Genomic DNA, 14,724 nt, shown 5'->3' with positions numbered 1-14,724 from the left:
TAGTGATATGACTGAAGAATCTGATAAGAAACACACGGTCGCCCCGACAGACGCGGCTGTAAAACCCCCGCGTAAAAGTCCTTGGCGTTGGCTCAAGCGTTTCATTTATGTTTTGGTGGGTTTAGTGGTGATTGTGGTGGGATTGATCGCCTTTATCCTCTTGACTGAAAGTGGCTTAAAGCTCGTCAATTATGGGCTTAAAAAATCGCCCCTCAATGAGATGGTGCAGATCGATGAATTAAGCGGCACATTGTGGCGCAGCATTGCGTTTGATCGCCTTTATTTGCAATTGAATGATGACAATCATATTGAGCTCAATCACGGTGCCTTAGCCTGGGATCTAAAGGGTTTGTTAGATCGTAAAGTGGTGATTGAAAGTGTGCGCCTGAAAAGCGGCGATGTGATGCTTGAAACACCCGGTGAACCCACGCCAGAGGATCCAAATGCGCCGCCATTTTTACCATTCTCCTTTGAGCGCGGCCAGTTGCCTGTGGACATTTACATTCAAACGGTCGAAGCCAATGATGTGGCAGTGATTCTGCCGGATTTATCAGTCTATGTGGAGAGCGCAAGCGTTAAAGATGGCGAAATCAGCCACACCACATGGGCATTTAAAGATGTGCTGTATCAAGGGCTTCTCAATATTGGTGAAGAGGTGACATTACCTTTGAACATGAGCGCGAGCATTGATGCAGATAAGGTCAATGATCACATCAACATTCGCTTGAAAAATGCCACCCGAGAGATGCGCGTGGGGGATGATTATTTTGATCATGCCATGAGTTTGATTTTAACGGGTTCTTTAAATGATTTAACCATTCATGACAGCATCACCTTTAACTGGCCGAATAAATTGGCCAAGCCTTTGGTGATCGAGAGCGCGATTGACATTCGCAATCAAGCGGATGTGGCGTGGGATTTGACGCTCTTTAACATCTCTAATCAGTTGGCAACAACAGGGCAATGGTCACTGAGTCGCCCCACAGAGATTCAAGCGAATTTAGATTTGTATCTTGCACAGCTAAAAGATGCCTATCCCGACATTTCAGGGGCTTTAAAAGGTGATTTTAGCATCGCGGGCGATGTGAAAAAGCCGCTCTTATCCGGTGACATTAAAGGCCACGACATTGAAGGCTTTGGCTTGATCCTTGATGAACTCACCGTGACGGCTGAGCACAATGAGGTGCAAACCACCAATTTTGTGGCGGCGCTGAACAATCTAAAGTTTGATGAGTTTTCCTTGCAGTCGGGTAAAGTTGAGCTCCATGCGGAAAAAATTGAACAGTTTGACATTGCCGTGACGGCAAAAAACATTGTGGATAAAGAGAAAACCCTCATTGATCAAATGACATTCACCACGGTGGGATCACTAGAAACACATGACATTGATTTTAAAATCCGCAGTATTTTTAACACCACAGATTTTAAAGGCATCGGGCATGTGGCAACAAATGCTGAAGGGGAACAAGAGTGGACGCTCGATATTAACCGTTTTGATGTGTACAGCGACATCATCGGGCGCTATACCTTGCTCAATCCTGCGAAAGTTGTGGCATCTAGTGGTGATGTGAGTTTATCCCAACTCTGTTTAGCAGAGTTACCCACCACCATTTGTGTGCAAGGTCAGCATCATGAAGGCAATAGCTTTGGGACGCTGGCGGTGCGCCGTTTGCAACCTAAGCGCATCAATGCATTTTTACCGCCTGAAATTCAAGTCAATACCACCGCAGATCTTGTGGTGGCTGGGCAATTTAAGGATCAAAAGAGTTTCAATGGGATTGTGGATGCTTCATTATCCTCTGGGCAAATTCGCTATCGCATGCAAGGCTATGAGATCAATGTGCCATTAACGAAAACACAAGTATTGGTGCGTGCTAAGCCTGAAGCCATCACCTCAACGGTGGATGTGGATTGGGGGCAATATTTACAGATTCATGGTGGCGGTTCATTAGATGATCCTTTTGGCCGTCAATTGGTCAAAGCAAAAATTGATGGCAATGCGCCCACATTAAAATGGATTCTTCCGATTGTGCCACAGCTACAAAAGCTTGAAGGTCAATTGACCATGCAGGCGGAAGCAGCGGGCGAACTGTCTAAGCCAAAAGGCGTGGAAGTGGGCTTTAAAATGGGGCTCGCCAATGGTGAGATCTATAATGCGGAATACAATACTTTGCTCAAAAACATTGCGCTCAATGTGGTGCTTAATAAAGGGCAGCCCACATTGAACATCACCGGTGGTTTGATGGCAGGTAAAGGTCGCATGACGATCCTTGGGGATGTTGATTTGGTCACCCTCAATGCCAATTTAAAATTGCGGGGCGATCAATTGCTCCTTGCGGACAGCACCAATGTTAAAGCGCTTGTTTCCCCAAATGCGGATGTCACCATGCGTAATGGTCAGCTCAACATTCAAGGGGGATTGAAAATTCCGGAGCTGCGCTTTATTTATAAGAGCTCAGATGATCCGCGCGGCAGCGTTGAACATGTGTCACCAGATACCATTGTAATTTCATCGAAATTACCGCCCCCGACTGATAAAGAACAACCAGATTTTTGGAAAAAAGCCTCCATGAACTTTAACATCTCCTTAGGTGATAAAGTCTCTGTGGGTGCCGTTGGCTTTGTGGGTAAATTGACAGGGGGAATTGACCTTAAAAAGAGCATCAATGAACCCTTGATGGCGATTGGCATCATCAATATTGGCAGCGGTGTGTACAATGTGCTTGGGCAAGAATTGACGCTCGATAAAGGGCGCATTCAGTTTACAGGGCTCAATATGACCAATCCGAATATTGAATTCCAAGCATCCCGCGTGTTTGACAACAAACGCACGGGCTCTAAGGTGAGCGTGGGTGTGCGCGTGACAGGCACGGCGAATAATCCGAAGTTGAACTTATTCTCTCAGCCGACGATGCCAGCAAACTCCATTGTCTCTTATTTAGCGTTAGGGACGGATGTGGATTCATTGACGGCGATTGAAGTGCTGCAAATTGCCAAAATGGCACAGCGCATTGCATCCGGTGAAATTGTCACATCACCGGAAGATGGCTTTGCAAAAAGTGTTGGCTTAACGGACTTTGGTGTGATGAAGGATCTGTCAGGTAACACGAGCCTTGGCATCGGTAAATATTTAACGCCCAACTTTTATGTGGGCATTGGCTTTAGTATTTTTGAAGAGAGCAATGGCGCCTTTGGCATCATGCGTTATAACTTCTTAAAGTACTTTAGCTTTGATACACAGGTGAGCGATGAATACTCGACGATTGATCTAAGGTTCTCTAAAGAGATTTAGCAAAATAAAGTCAAACAAAAAGCCATCAGAAATTGATGGCTTTTTTATGATACGTCAGTCATGAAATTTTATGATTTACGCATCTTTATGCAATGAGTTTAAATGCATATTTTTAAAACGGATGACGCGTTCAATCATGCTTTTTTCATTGGTTTTAGGATTCACAAGCGTGAAAGTAAAACGGATGGCGCGCACTTGCTCGGTCGCCTTTTTATTTAAAGGATAGGTGATCATATCTTTAATCGGTGCTGCAAACTCACTGTGAAGTCGATTGTTCACCTTTTTAGAGGTTTCGTGGTTGCCTGTTTTGTCCACAATTAAATTGTATTTGGTTTCATTCTCATAAGGATCTAACCAGCCGCCTGTGGTTAAACTAGTCATTTTGATGTTTGGCACAGAAGAGGACTCTTGATGGTTTGAGAAGCCTAATTCAATTTTCACATCATTTTGTTTAAAGGGTAGGCGCATTTCCTTTTCATTGGCCATCAGTAGTAGAGAAACGGCATCATGAATGCTTAAAGGATAAGGAGAAACCACCGTTTTATGGGCATTGTTAGTTTTCCAGCCTGTGGGCACCAAGTCACTTTCTTTACTGACGCGGGTTTGATATGTAGAGAGAATGACGAAATCTGTATATTGAGACGTAAACTCTTGTGTGGTGATGAAAATGCCATGTTTAGCTTTCGGTGGAATCACTTCAAGAATGGTGGCACCCACATATAGGCTGCTGTCGTCTTGCCCGCAGCTTGATGCCACTTTAATGGGGCTATAATTGAGCTCATTGCCCGTTGCTTCAATGATGCCAAGGCTGTCCATCACATGTGCTTCTGTGATCGGATGGGCAAACACAAATTGTTTACGATCTCTATTTTTATAGTCACCAAGCGCGATGACATTGCGTGGGAAACGATTGTCATCAAAGATGTCGCTGTTTTTAGCGCATTCAAACGCGCCCACATTTTCTAAATCTTTTGATAAGAGATTGAAGAGCTTGCGCAATTGTTGTTGCTCTTGATTGGCAATCCGATGCGTGGTGACATTTTGCTGCGTTACGGCATAAAACGCCAACATGGAGAAAAGAAGCAAAATGCCAAGGGCCAATGCCACCATCAATTCAATGATGGACAACCCTTTACTGTGAGGTATTTTTAACATGTGATGTCCTAACTTAACGGTTTATTGCATGAAAACTGAATGGCAGGCTGAATTGCCAAAGGCAAAGGCTGGGGAAAATTTATTCGCTGAGTCCATCGCGAACAGATCCGCAGGGAGCATGGCATCTTGGTTAAACGTGTAACTGATGGTGTCTGCAATTTTGCCTTGATGGGTGCGACAACCGCCTAAGAGCGCCACAACGTTACCCGTTGAATTGCCCTTAGCAAAACCTTTATAGGTACCATCAAATACATCACGCCATTTCGCTGAAAGGCTAGTGAATGAATAGTTTTTCCCCTTTTTAGCAATGACAAAAATGGGCAATGTCACCTCACCGGACGGTGAAAATTTAAGAAAACCTGGTTTGCCACCATTTTGACTGCGATAACCATTGAGCGCATAAATGCCACCAGGTTCACTGATCAAACCATTGCTTGCATTCATGGCGCTTTCTAGAGTGTAGATGTTAAATTGGCCATTATCTTTAAAGACTCTTTGACGGGCAATTTCATACGGTGAATTGTCTTTTAAAAGCTCATCTTCTTGCTTTTTAAAGGTCACAAAATCTCTGCCCACAGGTTTAAAGGACATGATCCAAGGTTGATTCCAGTAGCTCTCTTTTTGGGCTTTGTTTGCAGCATCATAACCTTTATAGCCTTCTGTATAAACATAAACTGTGCGGTTCGTGGCTGTGGCAATCTCTTGGGCAGAGCGCAGGAAGTTTGCGGCTTGAGCCACTTGGTTTTTCATGTCTGATTTGCCCAAAAATGCATAAAATGCGGGCAAGCCAAAGAGGGCAATGATGGCGAAAATCACCAAAGTTATCATCAGCTCAATGAGCGTATAACCTTTGCTGTGAAGGGTTCTATGTGATCGCATTTGTTATAACCTTATGTTGGCCAATAGAATACAAGTAAGTATGATTAAAATTTTGCTATTGTAGCATTATGAGGGCAAAAATACCGCCCCATAATGTTGAATCTAGATCAAAATTGTGGTGATTGAGCCATTGGGAAAAGTGCGTGATCTTTTCGGCAGCCGTTGCCTTTTTTGTTACAATTGAACCTTTCTCATTATTTGGAAGTGTTTATGGAATTTGATTTGCCCACCTTATTGTTGATGATCATCCCATTGATATTTGCCATCACTGTTCATGAAGCGGCGCACGGCTATATGGCCAATCTGTTAGGCGATAATACGGCGAAAATGCAGGGGCGTTTGTCTTTGTCACCGTTAAAGCACATTGATCCGATCGGGACGATTGTGGTGCCCATGGTGATGCTTGTGGTGTCAAGCATGGCAGGCTCGATGTTTGTTTTTGGTTGGGCAAAGCCAGTGCCATTTGATCCACGCAATTTTAAAAACCCACGCAAAGACATTGCATTGACGGCATTTGCAGGGCCTTTATCAAATCTCATTCAAGGCTTTATTTGGGCGTTGGTGTTGATGATTGTCTCAAGCACCATGCATGTCACAAATGAGCCGAGCATGGGGCTTGGATTGTTAAAAATGGCGTATTTTGGTGTCTCCATCAATGTCTTTTTAATGGTGTTAAACTTAATGCCCATTCCACCCCTTGATGGCGGACGCATCGCGATGATGCTGTTGCCTTACAATGCGGCCAAACAATTAGAAAAAATCGAGCCGTATGGCGTGTGGATTTTACTTGGGCTACTGTATTTAAACATTTTACCGTTAGGCTTGATCTCAAGCTATGTGATCAAACTTATTTTATCCATTGTCGGAGTCTTTTTTTAGGATAGTCAAATGTCTCAACGAATTATATTAACGGGGATTACCACCACAGGCACGCCACATCTTGGCAACTATGCAGGTGCCATTGGTCCTGCCATTAAAATGAGTCAGGAAAATGATAACTGCTTTTTCTTTTTAGCCGATTATCATGCCTTGATCAAATGCCAAGAACCTGAGCGCATCATTCAGTCGCGTCAAGAGATTGCTGCAACGTGGCTCGCTTTAGGATTAGACACAGAAAAAGCCACGTTTTATCGTCAATCAGACATTCCTGAAATCACGCAATTGATGTGGTTATTGACCTGTGTGACGGCCAAAGGGCTGATGAATCGTGCGCATGCTTATAAAGCAGCTGTGGATGCGAATACAAGCAATGATGAAGATGCAGATAAAGGCATCACCATGGGTTTATTCTCGTATCCTGTGTTGATGGCGGCGGACATTTTAATGTTCAATGCCACCGATGTGCCTGTCGGGCGCGATCAGATTCAGCATGTGGAAATGGCGCGTGACATTGCCCAGCGTTTTAACTATTTATATGGTGAGCACTTTGTCTTGCCAGAAGCCAAAATTGCTGACAATGTTGCATTATTGCCGGGCACAGATGGTCGTAAAATGAGTAAGAGTTATAACAATACCATTCCATTGTTCTTGCCTGAAAAACAGTTGCGTAAAGCGATTATGCGCATTGTGACCGATTCAAGTGAGCCGGGTGAACCAAAAGATCCCGATCAATCCACATTGTATGAAATGTATAAAGCCTTTGCCACTGAAGAAGAGTGCGCACAGATCCGTCAAGCGTATGCAGAAGGCATTGCTTGGGGCGAGATGAAGCAAGTGCTCTTTGAAAAGGTCAATGCTTTACTCAGTGAACCACGTGAAAAATACAATGAATTGATGGCCAATCCGCAATATGTGGAAAACATCTTATTGCAAGGCGCTGAGAAAGCACGCGCGCATACTGTGCCATTCATTGCAGATTTGAAAAAAGCTGTGGGTCTATAAGATGCAGTTATCCTTTGAGCAGGACAACGTTGGGGCGATTTATAAAGGGGAAACGGTGGCAGCACCGACGGATCTCTTCATTCCGCCCGATGCGCTTGAGCTGTGGCTTGATGCCTTTGAAGGACCTTTTGACTTATTGCTGTATTTGATCCGTAAAAATCACTTTGATATTTTGGACATTCCCTTGTCTGAAATTGCGCGTCAATATATGTCCTATGTGGATGTGCTGAAAAAAGATCGCTTTGAGTTGGCATCTGATTACTTAGTGATGGCGGCCTGGCTCGCTGAGATCAAATCGCGCCTCTTATTGCCAAAGCATCCCACAGTGGAAGAGGAAGAAGAGGGCACAGATCCGCGTCAAGAGCTCATGGAGCGCTTACAATTGTATGCACAATATAAGGAAGCGGCACAAGCGCTGCAATTGTTGCCACGCTTTGAGGAAGAGATTTTCCCCATCACGCCGGTGCTGCCAGAGCTCATTGTCAATGAAGCCTTACCCGAGGTGCACATTGATCAGCTCACAGCGGCGTTAAAGCGTCTATTGAAGGATCAAGCGCACTATACGCAGCATGTGATCACGACGGAAGTCTTGTCGGTGCAAGAGCGCATGGTGAACATTTTAGACTGTTTAAGTGATGTGGCTTTCATCTCCTTTGAGAAAGTGCTCAATTTAAAAGAGGGCAAGCTTGGCGTTGTGGTATCGTTTATGGCGATTTTAGAGTTGACGAAGCAACAAATGGTGGAAATTGTCCAAGATGATGCATATGGCACCATTCATTTGAAGCTCAAATGAGGATCGCTGATATCAAAACCGCCTAATTTTTAGGCGGTTTTGTTTTTTTGGCACTTTTTTTAAAAGTTTTTTCAGAATTTTTTAAAAAGAATCATAAAAAAATGGGGTGAAAAAAGGTATATTGTCAGGGGTCAAGCTGTGCGCAACAACTTTTTTCAAAAAAATCAAAGAAATTTTTAATGTAACTCGCTGAAAAATAATAAATTATTATAATTGATCAAAAGTTACGCACATATAGGGGTAGACAAGTCCTCAAAAATCCCTATAATGCAATCCATCTTTTGGGCTGTAGCCAAGCGGTAAGGCAGCGGGTTTTGATCCCGCCATTCCCAGGTTCGAATCCTGGCAGCCCAGCCAAATTTCTTCTTTTCAATTGAGTTTGCAGTTTTGAGCTTCTAATGCTTATGAAAAATATAGTCATATATCCATGCTGCAAACATCATCTTCATATCCATCACTTTTTAATCAAGGAAATATAGTCATGAGCGGCGCTCAGATGATGATCTTTGCTGGTAACGCAAACCCAGAATTAGCGGAAAAAATTGTTGAACACCTAGGAATGACTCTCGGTAAAGCTACTGTTGGTCGTTTTTCTGATGGTGAAGTCATGGTTTCTATCGATGAAAACGTTCGTGGTAAAGATGTTTTCTTGATTCAACCCACTTGCTATCCAACCAATGATAACTTAATGGAGTTATTGGTGACTGTCGATGCACTTCGTCGTGCGTCTGCAATGCGTATCACAGCGGTTATCCCTTACTTTGGTTATTCAAGACAAGATCGTCGCCCTCGTTCAGCGCGTGTACCAATTTCTGCTAAAGTTGTGGCAAATATGATCACAAGCGTTGGCTGTGACCGTGTATTGACGATTGATCTTCATGCTGACCAAATTCAAGGTTTCTTTGAAATTCCTGTCGATAACATCTATGCAACTCCAGTAATGTACCGTGACATCATCGGTTTACAACCAGAAAATTTATGTGTTGTTTCGCCTGATGTTGGTGGTGTATTGCGTGCGCGTGCGATTGCAAAACAATTAGAAACCAATGATTTAGTGATCATTGATAAACGTCGCCCTGCGCCAAACGTCTCTGAAGTGATGAACATCATTGGTGATGTGCGTGGTAAAAACTGTGTGATCGTGGATGACATCGTTGATACAGCAGGTACTTTAGCTTCTGCTGCGAATGTATTGAAAGAAAATGGTGCATTGTCTGTACGTGCTTACTGTTCTCACCCAATTTTATCGGGCAAAGCGATCCAAAACATCGAAAACTCAGCGTTAGATGAAATGATCGTGACAGATACGATTCCATTGCGTCCTGAAGCAGAAGCCTGTGAAAAAATTCGTGTATTGTCTGTGTCACACATCATTGCCAATACCATCCGCCGTATCCATGCGGAAGAATCAGTGAGCAGCCTTTTTGCTTAATTGAAAATTTAAGTTATATTATAAAGCCAGATTTTTATCTGGCTTTTGTTTTTTATAGAGGATTGAAAATGTCACGCACTGTATTTTGTCAAAAATTAAAAAAAGAGGCTGAAGGTTTAGCTCGTCCGATGTACCCAGGTGAGATCGGTCAAAAAATCTTTGAAAATGTGTCTAACGAAGCTTGGCAGCAATGGTTAAAACAACAAACCATTTTGATCAATGAGTATCGCGTGAATCCTTTAGATCCGAATGCGCGTAAGTTCATTGAAGAGCAAATGGTCAAATTCTTCTTTGAAGACAGTGACATTCAATTGCCAGATCAATTTGTGCCTGAGAAATGATAAAAACCGCTCGTTTGAGCGGTTTTTTGTTATTCGATGACGCCTAAGCGATCATCTTCCACAAGTGGGTATTCATAGCTGTTAAAAAACTGGTAATGCCACCATTCATGGGAGTAATTATCAAAGCCTGCATTGAGCATCATGCCTGCAAGCATCAGGCGATTTTTTTGTGCCTCAATGGAGACATTGTAATTGGCATGCCAAGATTCGGGTAAAAAGCTGTCAAAGGGCGTGCCCATGTCGAGGTATTGCTGTGTTTTCATATCCACTAAACCAACATCAAGGGCAACGCCACGAGAATGGGGCGAGCCGCGTTTGTGTGGATTGGCTAAAAAGTCAGGATCGGGCGTATGATCCCAGAAAATAAATTGTGCCTTAGGTGGACGATAAGCATCATACACGACAAATTGTAGCCCTAAATGAGCGGCTTGTTCGATGGCTTTACGGAATTTAAGTTCTGCATCTTTGTGCAATAATACGCGTGCTTGATCATACACTGCGCGATGCGTGAAATTTCTTTCATCTGCATAGGGCATATCTATGATAATATTGTGGGATTCGGGCGTCAGTTCGACTAAATCACTCATGGCTAACCTCTTTATAAGACAAGGAGTTATGATAGCGCTCTGAAAAGATTTGTGTTATTTTGATCAAAGAATGATCAAATCGAAAAATAGTATTGACGACTCTATAGAACCTCTTTATAATGCGACTCCTCAACACAGTACGGACATGTAGCTCAGCTGGTTAGAGCACAGCACTCATAATGCTGGGGTCGGTGGTTCGATTCCACCTATGTCCACCATATAAAGCATCTAAGCCCTTGTTATTCAAGGGCTTTTTTGTTGCCTAAAGCTTTCTTGTCCACATTTCTGTCCACATTTGTTTTTTTACTGTGTTTATTCCTTTAAAAAAGAGAGAGAGCTACAGAAAAAGTTGAGTAAAATTCAACGAGCTAATCCATCACAATATGATGTGCTCATTGTAATTTGGGGATCATCTGTTCGTGCCACGCATGACTTTTTACCTGAATCAGATATAGATGGTTTAAAGCCATTAATTAAAAAGCAGTACATCCGAATGTGACGTTGTTTATGGTTTTGGATAATCAGGATATGCCACTAGGGTTCATAGGGACGCACGAGAGTCGCATTGAGATGCTTTTTATTGGCTTAAATGCACATAGGCAGGGTATTGGCAAACAGTTGCTAGAATAAGCTTTAAATGAGCTTCAGGTTAATGAAGTGGATGTGAATGAGCAAAACCCACAGGCAATTGGCTTTTATCAATATATGGGCTTTATCGTTGTTAAGCGCTCAGAGACTGATATGGAAGGTAAACCTTATCCTATTTTGACTATGAAATATCAAAAATAAGTTGAAAAATATTTGATATGCATCGGAAACTCATTACAATCTAACATAGCCTATTTTTTATATATAACACACTAATTAATAAGTACTTTTTCTGTTAGAAAATTTTATTACAATCTCTAACATTGTTAGAAAATCTATATAACATTGCATGGAATTTTTTTTATTTAAAATCAATCTTGTAAGAAAAAATGTAATATTTGTAAGACAATATTAGAAAAAATTATTACATTTTATATTATTTAAAATCAATGATTTATATGTGATTTTTGGGTGCTGTTAGATTGTAATGAGTTTCCGATGAATATATTAAAAATTAATAATTTATAAATTACTCTCTATGAAATACGTGGTGACAATATAAATTGTATGAATAGTGATCCATTAGTTAATAGAATATGTAATTTGAATGCACGGAGATAAAGTTCTATTGATAAGGGTTTATCTGTAAACAAGTTTTTTGTGTTTTAGTGGGTAAAACTCCAATTTTGGCACAATTTTGGCACAATTAGTTATAAGTCTTTGAAGTTTATAATATGGTTCTGTCGCATTAAGAAATTCAAAACCAGTTTTTCAACTGGGATTATCCATTAGCCAACCAAAGAGTAAAAGGTTGCCACAGGATCCAAATAGAATCCTTCCGTGTGTATCTGTTTTTTATGAACCTTATGTAATGTTTCAATGCCTGCAATTAATATTTGTGCGGTTTTATAGGTTTTGAACCCTAACATAGGCCGGCATCGCTTCTTAATAAACCGATGATCTTGTTCAATAATATTGTTTTTATACTTGCATTGCCTGATTTTAAAATTAAAACCATGTGGGCTGATAAAATCCATTAAAGCAGCCTGATTAGCACCGCTTTTATCGATATTAGCGGTACTTATGCATAAATTCTTTTCCATGGCCTTACTGAAGAATCGTTTAGCGGATCTTTTATCTCGACGCTTACTCAACATAAAATCGATTGTATGACCACTAGCATTCACAGCTCGATAGAGATAATGCCACTTTCCTTTGATTTTGATGTAAGTTTCATCGATATACCAACTCCCACCATATAGAATTCGTCTTTTATGAGCATTTTTGGTAAGCAGCGGTGATAATCTCAAAATCCAACGATGAATCGTAGAATGATCCACAATAATGCCTCGTTCTAACATCATTTCTTCTAAATTTCTCAAGCTGAGAGAATAAGAAAGATACCATCGTAAACATAACAGGATAATTTCAGTTGGATAGTGTAAACGCTTAAATGATTCTTGAACTATTCCCATTATCAATCCCTGTTAATTCAATGTATTCACTGATAATATCAATTGTGATTTCTTAATGCGACAGAACCTTTATTTTGAACTCAAATGTTCAACATGCCCTAGTAATTAATAAGCCAATTAGAAGATGATGCTTAAATCTTAGCGTGGATCACTTGATTTTTTTGCATGTTCGATACCATTTTCAAAGCTGTCATAAATTCTATTTAATTTTGAGTAAAACTGAATTAATTTTTTTGTATCTATATTGCTAGTCTTAGCTTGAGTATTAATAACTTTAGCTAATTGATTGATATTGTTACTAGCCTTATTAAAATAAAAAAGCAGTTTCTCGATGTCTTTTCTGGTTTTCTTGTCATGTATTTTAGGATCAAAATTATTAAGAAGCACAGCTCTTAATAATTCAGCATTCGACAGACCTAGCTTTTCTGCTGCAGATTTATAGGGTGCAAATTCTTCTTCTGTAAATCTAATGCCTACTTGGATGCTTCTATTTTGTTTTTTCAAATTACTTACCTTTTTATGCATATTGAGTGTGTATTGTAGATTATTTAAAAAATTCCAGATTCTTTAAGTTATTTGGCAGAAATTTTTTGTGAAATATAGTTGTTAACTTTTTTTATATTCTCAATATGATCAATTCTACTTAAATTCATTTGATTGAGCTCTTCTTCACTTATCTGATTAGTTAATATTTTTTTCAATACAGTTTTGTTTAATGGGTAGTATTCGAGAACTTTTTCTAACCATAAATAATCATCGAGTTGATAACTGCATTCATTTAATAAATTAGTTAATAGTGATTTATCATCTTGTTGTTGGATACTCTCAGATCTTATAGGTTGCTCATGACTAAACTTACCATGGTGAGTTTGTGTCATATTTCTTTTGTCTTTTTCTTTTTTAAAGGCAACATAAAAAGAATTTTCTTTGATGTTAGATTTAATGAATAAATTTTTGGATTCAAAGGACCGATCTATAAATTGGTTAATTGATGATGCAATATCTCGTAATGTTTGTGTTTTAATTTGCTTCTCGATGTCATCAAAATAAAAAGCAATAAATCGAGCAAGATTAGAAAAATATAGTTTTTCTTCACCGTTAACAATTCGTTCTAACTTGTTATATAAGTTCATTATAGTGCCAATAAAATAATTAATATTTTTTCATTATAACAATTATATAGCTGCGATAAAGATTAAAAATCAAATAAAATCATAATTAGTAAAATTAACTAAAATTTAGCTTGGTTAATGAAGAAAAATGGTCAATAAAAATCAAATAAACTAAAATTAAATAATATAAATTTTTTATTATCACCCTAATTTTTTATTTAGCTAATTGATATTTATTTATTTTTTTATATTCGTTGGTAGTTTAGATTTATGCTATGAGATAGTCAGAAAAGAGAATTCAAAAAAATATAGGCACGATTACGCATGATACCAAAAATAAATTTTTGTCATCTTATGCGTAGTGCTTAGGGAAAGTCCCTAAAACCCTTTTTGTGAAATCTAACGATTTTATATACAGGTGGATATATCATGATTTATTGGATTCTGGATAGAAATCGCCCGATTTTTGTTGAATTTCTGTAATAGAGACTTGTTCTTGTTGGTGGACTTTTTTGTATAGCTTTTTTAATACGATAGTCATGACCATGAATAAGCAAGCAAGGATAAATACAATCCATGAGCTGTTAAAGGAAGAGAAGCTTATTACTAGATATGATATCAACAGGAGTGCAGTTAAAAATATACTTGTGAGTATGTTGTATTTGTATTGCGAATATATATTTTTATTCACTGATTTTTCAATATCACGGTTAATCTCAGCAATAGTTCGTTTTTCGTCGTGTTTCATCATTTATGAGTCCTTACCAAGCTTAGTATTAAGCACTTGAATAGCTGCTTTTTGTAGAGAGGGATTAGCATTGTTAAATAAATTAAGTATTTCTGAGTGTTCTTTAGAAATGAGAGAGGATGAAGAAATACCAGTAATAATGTATTGCACATCACAACCTAATTCTGCAATGTTTTGTAGGTATTTAAGGTCGGGATAACGCTCACCTTTTTCATAATTTATTTGTGATTTTTTACTGACACCTGCAATAGCGCCAAAAACTTCTTGTGAAAGTTTTATTTTATTTCGTTCTTCTTTTAGTCGATCACCAAACATTGTTCACCATAAATTGAGTTGACAAGTGAACAATCGTTCACTATTATCATATCTAAATGAGTAGCTATTATAGTGAATAGCTAAGATTAAAGGTAAATTTTATATGATACAGAAGATTAATCCAAT

General features: G+C 39.5%; 14 protein-coding genes, 2 tRNA genes and 1 pseudogene. 9 read left to right on the top strand and 8 right to left on the bottom strand.

Translation table 11 applies throughout. From position 1 onward, the window contains the following. Nucleotides 1-7 precede the first annotated feature (7 nt). Nucleotides 8-3,292, top strand: a complete 3,285-nt coding sequence (locus B9T10_RS04225; RefSeq protein ID WP_094537930.1) for a translocation/assembly module TamB domain-containing protein — start codon at nt 8-10, stop codon at nt 3,290-3,292. 75 nt (nt 3,293-3,367) lie between these two features. Here B9T10_RS04225 and B9T10_RS04220 read toward each other — a convergent pair whose 3' ends face one another. After that, on the bottom strand, nt 3,368-4,447 hold the full coding sequence (locus B9T10_RS04220) for a PilW family protein (protein WP_094537929.1): 1,080 nt from the start codon (nt 4,445-4,447) through the stop codon (nt 3,368-3,370). 21 nt (nt 4,448-4,468) lie between these two features. Then, nucleotides 4,469-5,326, bottom strand: coding sequence for a pilus assembly FimT family protein (locus B9T10_RS04215; protein WP_094492350.1), 858 nt, complete (start codon nt 5,324-5,326; stop codon nt 4,469-4,471). A gap of 210 nt (nt 5,327-5,536) precedes the next feature. Here B9T10_RS04215 and B9T10_RS04210 point away from each other — a divergent pair, with 210 nt between their 5' ends. From B9T10_RS04210 to B9T10_RS04185, 6 genes are all read left to right on the top strand, one after another. Further along, nucleotides 5,537-6,205, top strand: coding sequence for a site-2 protease family protein (locus B9T10_RS04210; protein WP_063455124.1), 669 nt, complete (start codon nt 5,537-5,539; stop codon nt 6,203-6,205). A 9-nt stretch (nt 6,206-6,214) separates the two neighbouring features. Then, nucleotides 6,215-7,207, top strand: a complete 993-nt coding sequence (locus B9T10_RS04205; protein ID WP_094537928.1) for a tryptophan--tRNA ligase — start codon at nt 6,215-6,217, stop codon at nt 7,205-7,207. Nucleotide 7,208: 1 nt separating this feature from the next. Continuing rightward, entirely contained in the window at nt 7,209-8,000 is a 792-nt protein-coding gene (locus B9T10_RS04200) for a segregation and condensation protein A (RefSeq protein WP_018121809.1), read from the top strand. Nucleotides 8,001-8,282: 282 nt separating this feature from the next. Further along, nucleotides 8,283-8,357: transfer RNA gene (locus B9T10_RS04195), tRNA-Gln, on the top strand. A 139-nt stretch (nt 8,358-8,496) separates the two neighbouring features. Continuing rightward, nucleotides 8,497-9,432: a ribose-phosphate pyrophosphokinase gene (locus tag B9T10_RS04190; protein ID WP_026165654.1), complete on the top strand. Its 936-nt coding sequence runs from the start codon at nt 8,497-8,499 to the stop codon at nt 9,430-9,432. A gap of 68 nt (nt 9,433-9,500) precedes the next feature. Further along, nucleotides 9,501-9,773: an oxidative damage protection protein gene (locus B9T10_RS04185; RefSeq protein ID WP_018121811.1), complete on the top strand. Its 273-nt coding sequence runs from the start codon at nt 9,501-9,503 to the stop codon at nt 9,771-9,773. A 29-nt stretch (nt 9,774-9,802) separates the two neighbouring features. Here the strand turns inward: B9T10_RS04185 and ddpX are convergent, their stop codons facing one another. After that, on the bottom strand, nt 9,803-10,360 hold the full coding sequence (ddpX, locus tag B9T10_RS04180; protein ID WP_008315221.1) for a D-alanyl-D-alanine dipeptidase: 558 nt from the start codon (nt 10,358-10,360) through the stop codon (nt 9,803-9,805). Between the two features lie 141 nt (nt 10,361-10,501). Between ddpX and B9T10_RS04175 the strand changes: the two genes are divergently transcribed. Both B9T10_RS04175 and B9T10_RS10355 read left to right on the top strand, forming a co-directional pair. After that, nucleotides 10,502-10,578, top strand: a tRNA-Met gene (locus tag B9T10_RS04175). A gap of 131 nt (nt 10,579-10,709) precedes the next feature. Next, nucleotides 10,710-11,149, top strand: a pseudogene (locus B9T10_RS10355) (GNAT family N-acetyltransferase). Nucleotides 11,150-11,736: 587 nt separating this feature from the next. On the opposite strand, the gene B9T10_RS04165 reads toward B9T10_RS10355, so the two are convergent. The 5 genes from B9T10_RS04165 to B9T10_RS04145 form a co-directional block, all read right to left on the bottom strand. After that, nucleotides 11,737-12,423: an IS6 family transposase gene (locus B9T10_RS04165; protein ID WP_063455847.1), complete on the bottom strand. Its 687-nt coding sequence runs from the start codon at nt 12,421-12,423 to the stop codon at nt 11,737-11,739. 138 nt (nt 12,424-12,561) lie between these two features. After that, nucleotides 12,562-12,927, bottom strand: coding sequence for a plasmid mobilization protein (locus B9T10_RS04160; RefSeq protein WP_063503730.1), 366 nt, complete (start codon nt 12,925-12,927; stop codon nt 12,562-12,564). Nucleotides 12,928-12,995: 68 nt separating this feature from the next. Further along, on the bottom strand, nt 12,996-13,556 hold the full coding sequence (locus tag B9T10_RS04155) for a hypothetical protein (RefSeq protein WP_008316981.1): 561 nt from the start codon (nt 13,554-13,556) through the stop codon (nt 12,996-12,998). A gap of 406 nt (nt 13,557-13,962) precedes the next feature. Then, nucleotides 13,963-14,286: an MATE family efflux transporter gene (locus tag B9T10_RS04150; protein ID WP_094537927.1), complete on the bottom strand. Its 324-nt coding sequence runs from the start codon at nt 14,284-14,286 to the stop codon at nt 13,963-13,965. Continuing rightward, nucleotides 14,287-14,598 carry a helix-turn-helix domain-containing protein gene (locus B9T10_RS04145; protein ID WP_094488290.1) on the bottom strand — a complete coding sequence of 104 codons (312 nt, stop codon included), beginning with the start codon at nt 14,596-14,598 and terminating at the stop codon, nt 14,287-14,289. It lies immediately after the preceding gene. Nucleotides 14,599-14,724: the final 126 nt, after the last annotated feature.

Source organism: Wohlfahrtiimonas chitiniclastica (genome assembly GCF_002252325.1).
Classification (GTDB): Bacteria; Pseudomonadota; Gammaproteobacteria; order Cardiobacteriales; family Wohlfahrtiimonadaceae; genus Wohlfahrtiimonas; species Wohlfahrtiimonas chitiniclastica.
This window is presented reverse-complemented; position numbering and strand designations above follow the sequence as displayed.

Coding starts and splice junctions, on each gene's coding strand:
- B9T10_RS04185 (WP_018121811.1), top strand. CDS start 9,501: ATGTCACGCACTGTATTTTGTCAAAAATTAAAAAAAGAGGCTGAAGGT.
- B9T10_RS04165 (WP_063455847.1), bottom strand. CDS start 12,423: ATGGGAATAGTTCAAGAATCATTTAAGCGTTTACACTATCCAACTGAA.
- ddpX (WP_008315221.1), bottom strand. CDS start 10,360: ATGAGTGATTTAGTCGAACTGACGCCCGAATCCCACAATATTATCATA.
- B9T10_RS04225 (WP_094537930.1), top strand. CDS start 8: ATGACTGAAGAATCTGATAAGAAACACACGGTCGCCCCGACAGACGCG.
- B9T10_RS04210 (WP_063455124.1), top strand. CDS start 5,537: ATGGAATTTGATTTGCCCACCTTATTGTTGATGATCATCCCATTGATA.
- B9T10_RS04150 (WP_094537927.1), bottom strand. CDS start 14,286: ATGATGAAACACGACGAAAAACGAACTATTGCTGAGATTAACCGTGAT.
- B9T10_RS04205 (WP_094537928.1), top strand. CDS start 6,215: ATGTCTCAACGAATTATATTAACGGGGATTACCACCACAGGCACGCCA.
- B9T10_RS04215 (WP_094492350.1), bottom strand. CDS start 5,326: ATGCGATCACATAGAACCCTTCACAGCAAAGGTTATACGCTCATTGAG.
- B9T10_RS04155 (WP_008316981.1), bottom strand. CDS start 13,556: ATGAACTTATATAACAAGTTAGAACGAATTGTTAACGGTGAAGAAAAA.
- B9T10_RS04220 (WP_094537929.1), bottom strand. CDS start 4,447: ATGTTAAAAATACCTCACAGTAAAGGGTTGTCCATCATTGAATTGATG.
- B9T10_RS04190 (WP_026165654.1), top strand. CDS start 8,497: ATGATGATCTTTGCTGGTAACGCAAACCCAGAATTAGCGGAAAAAATT.
- B9T10_RS04145 (WP_094488290.1), bottom strand. CDS start 14,598: ATGTTTGGTGATCGACTAAAAGAAGAACGAAATAAAATAAAACTTTCA.
- B9T10_RS04200 (WP_018121809.1), top strand. CDS start 7,209: ATGCAGTTATCCTTTGAGCAGGACAACGTTGGGGCGATTTATAAAGGG.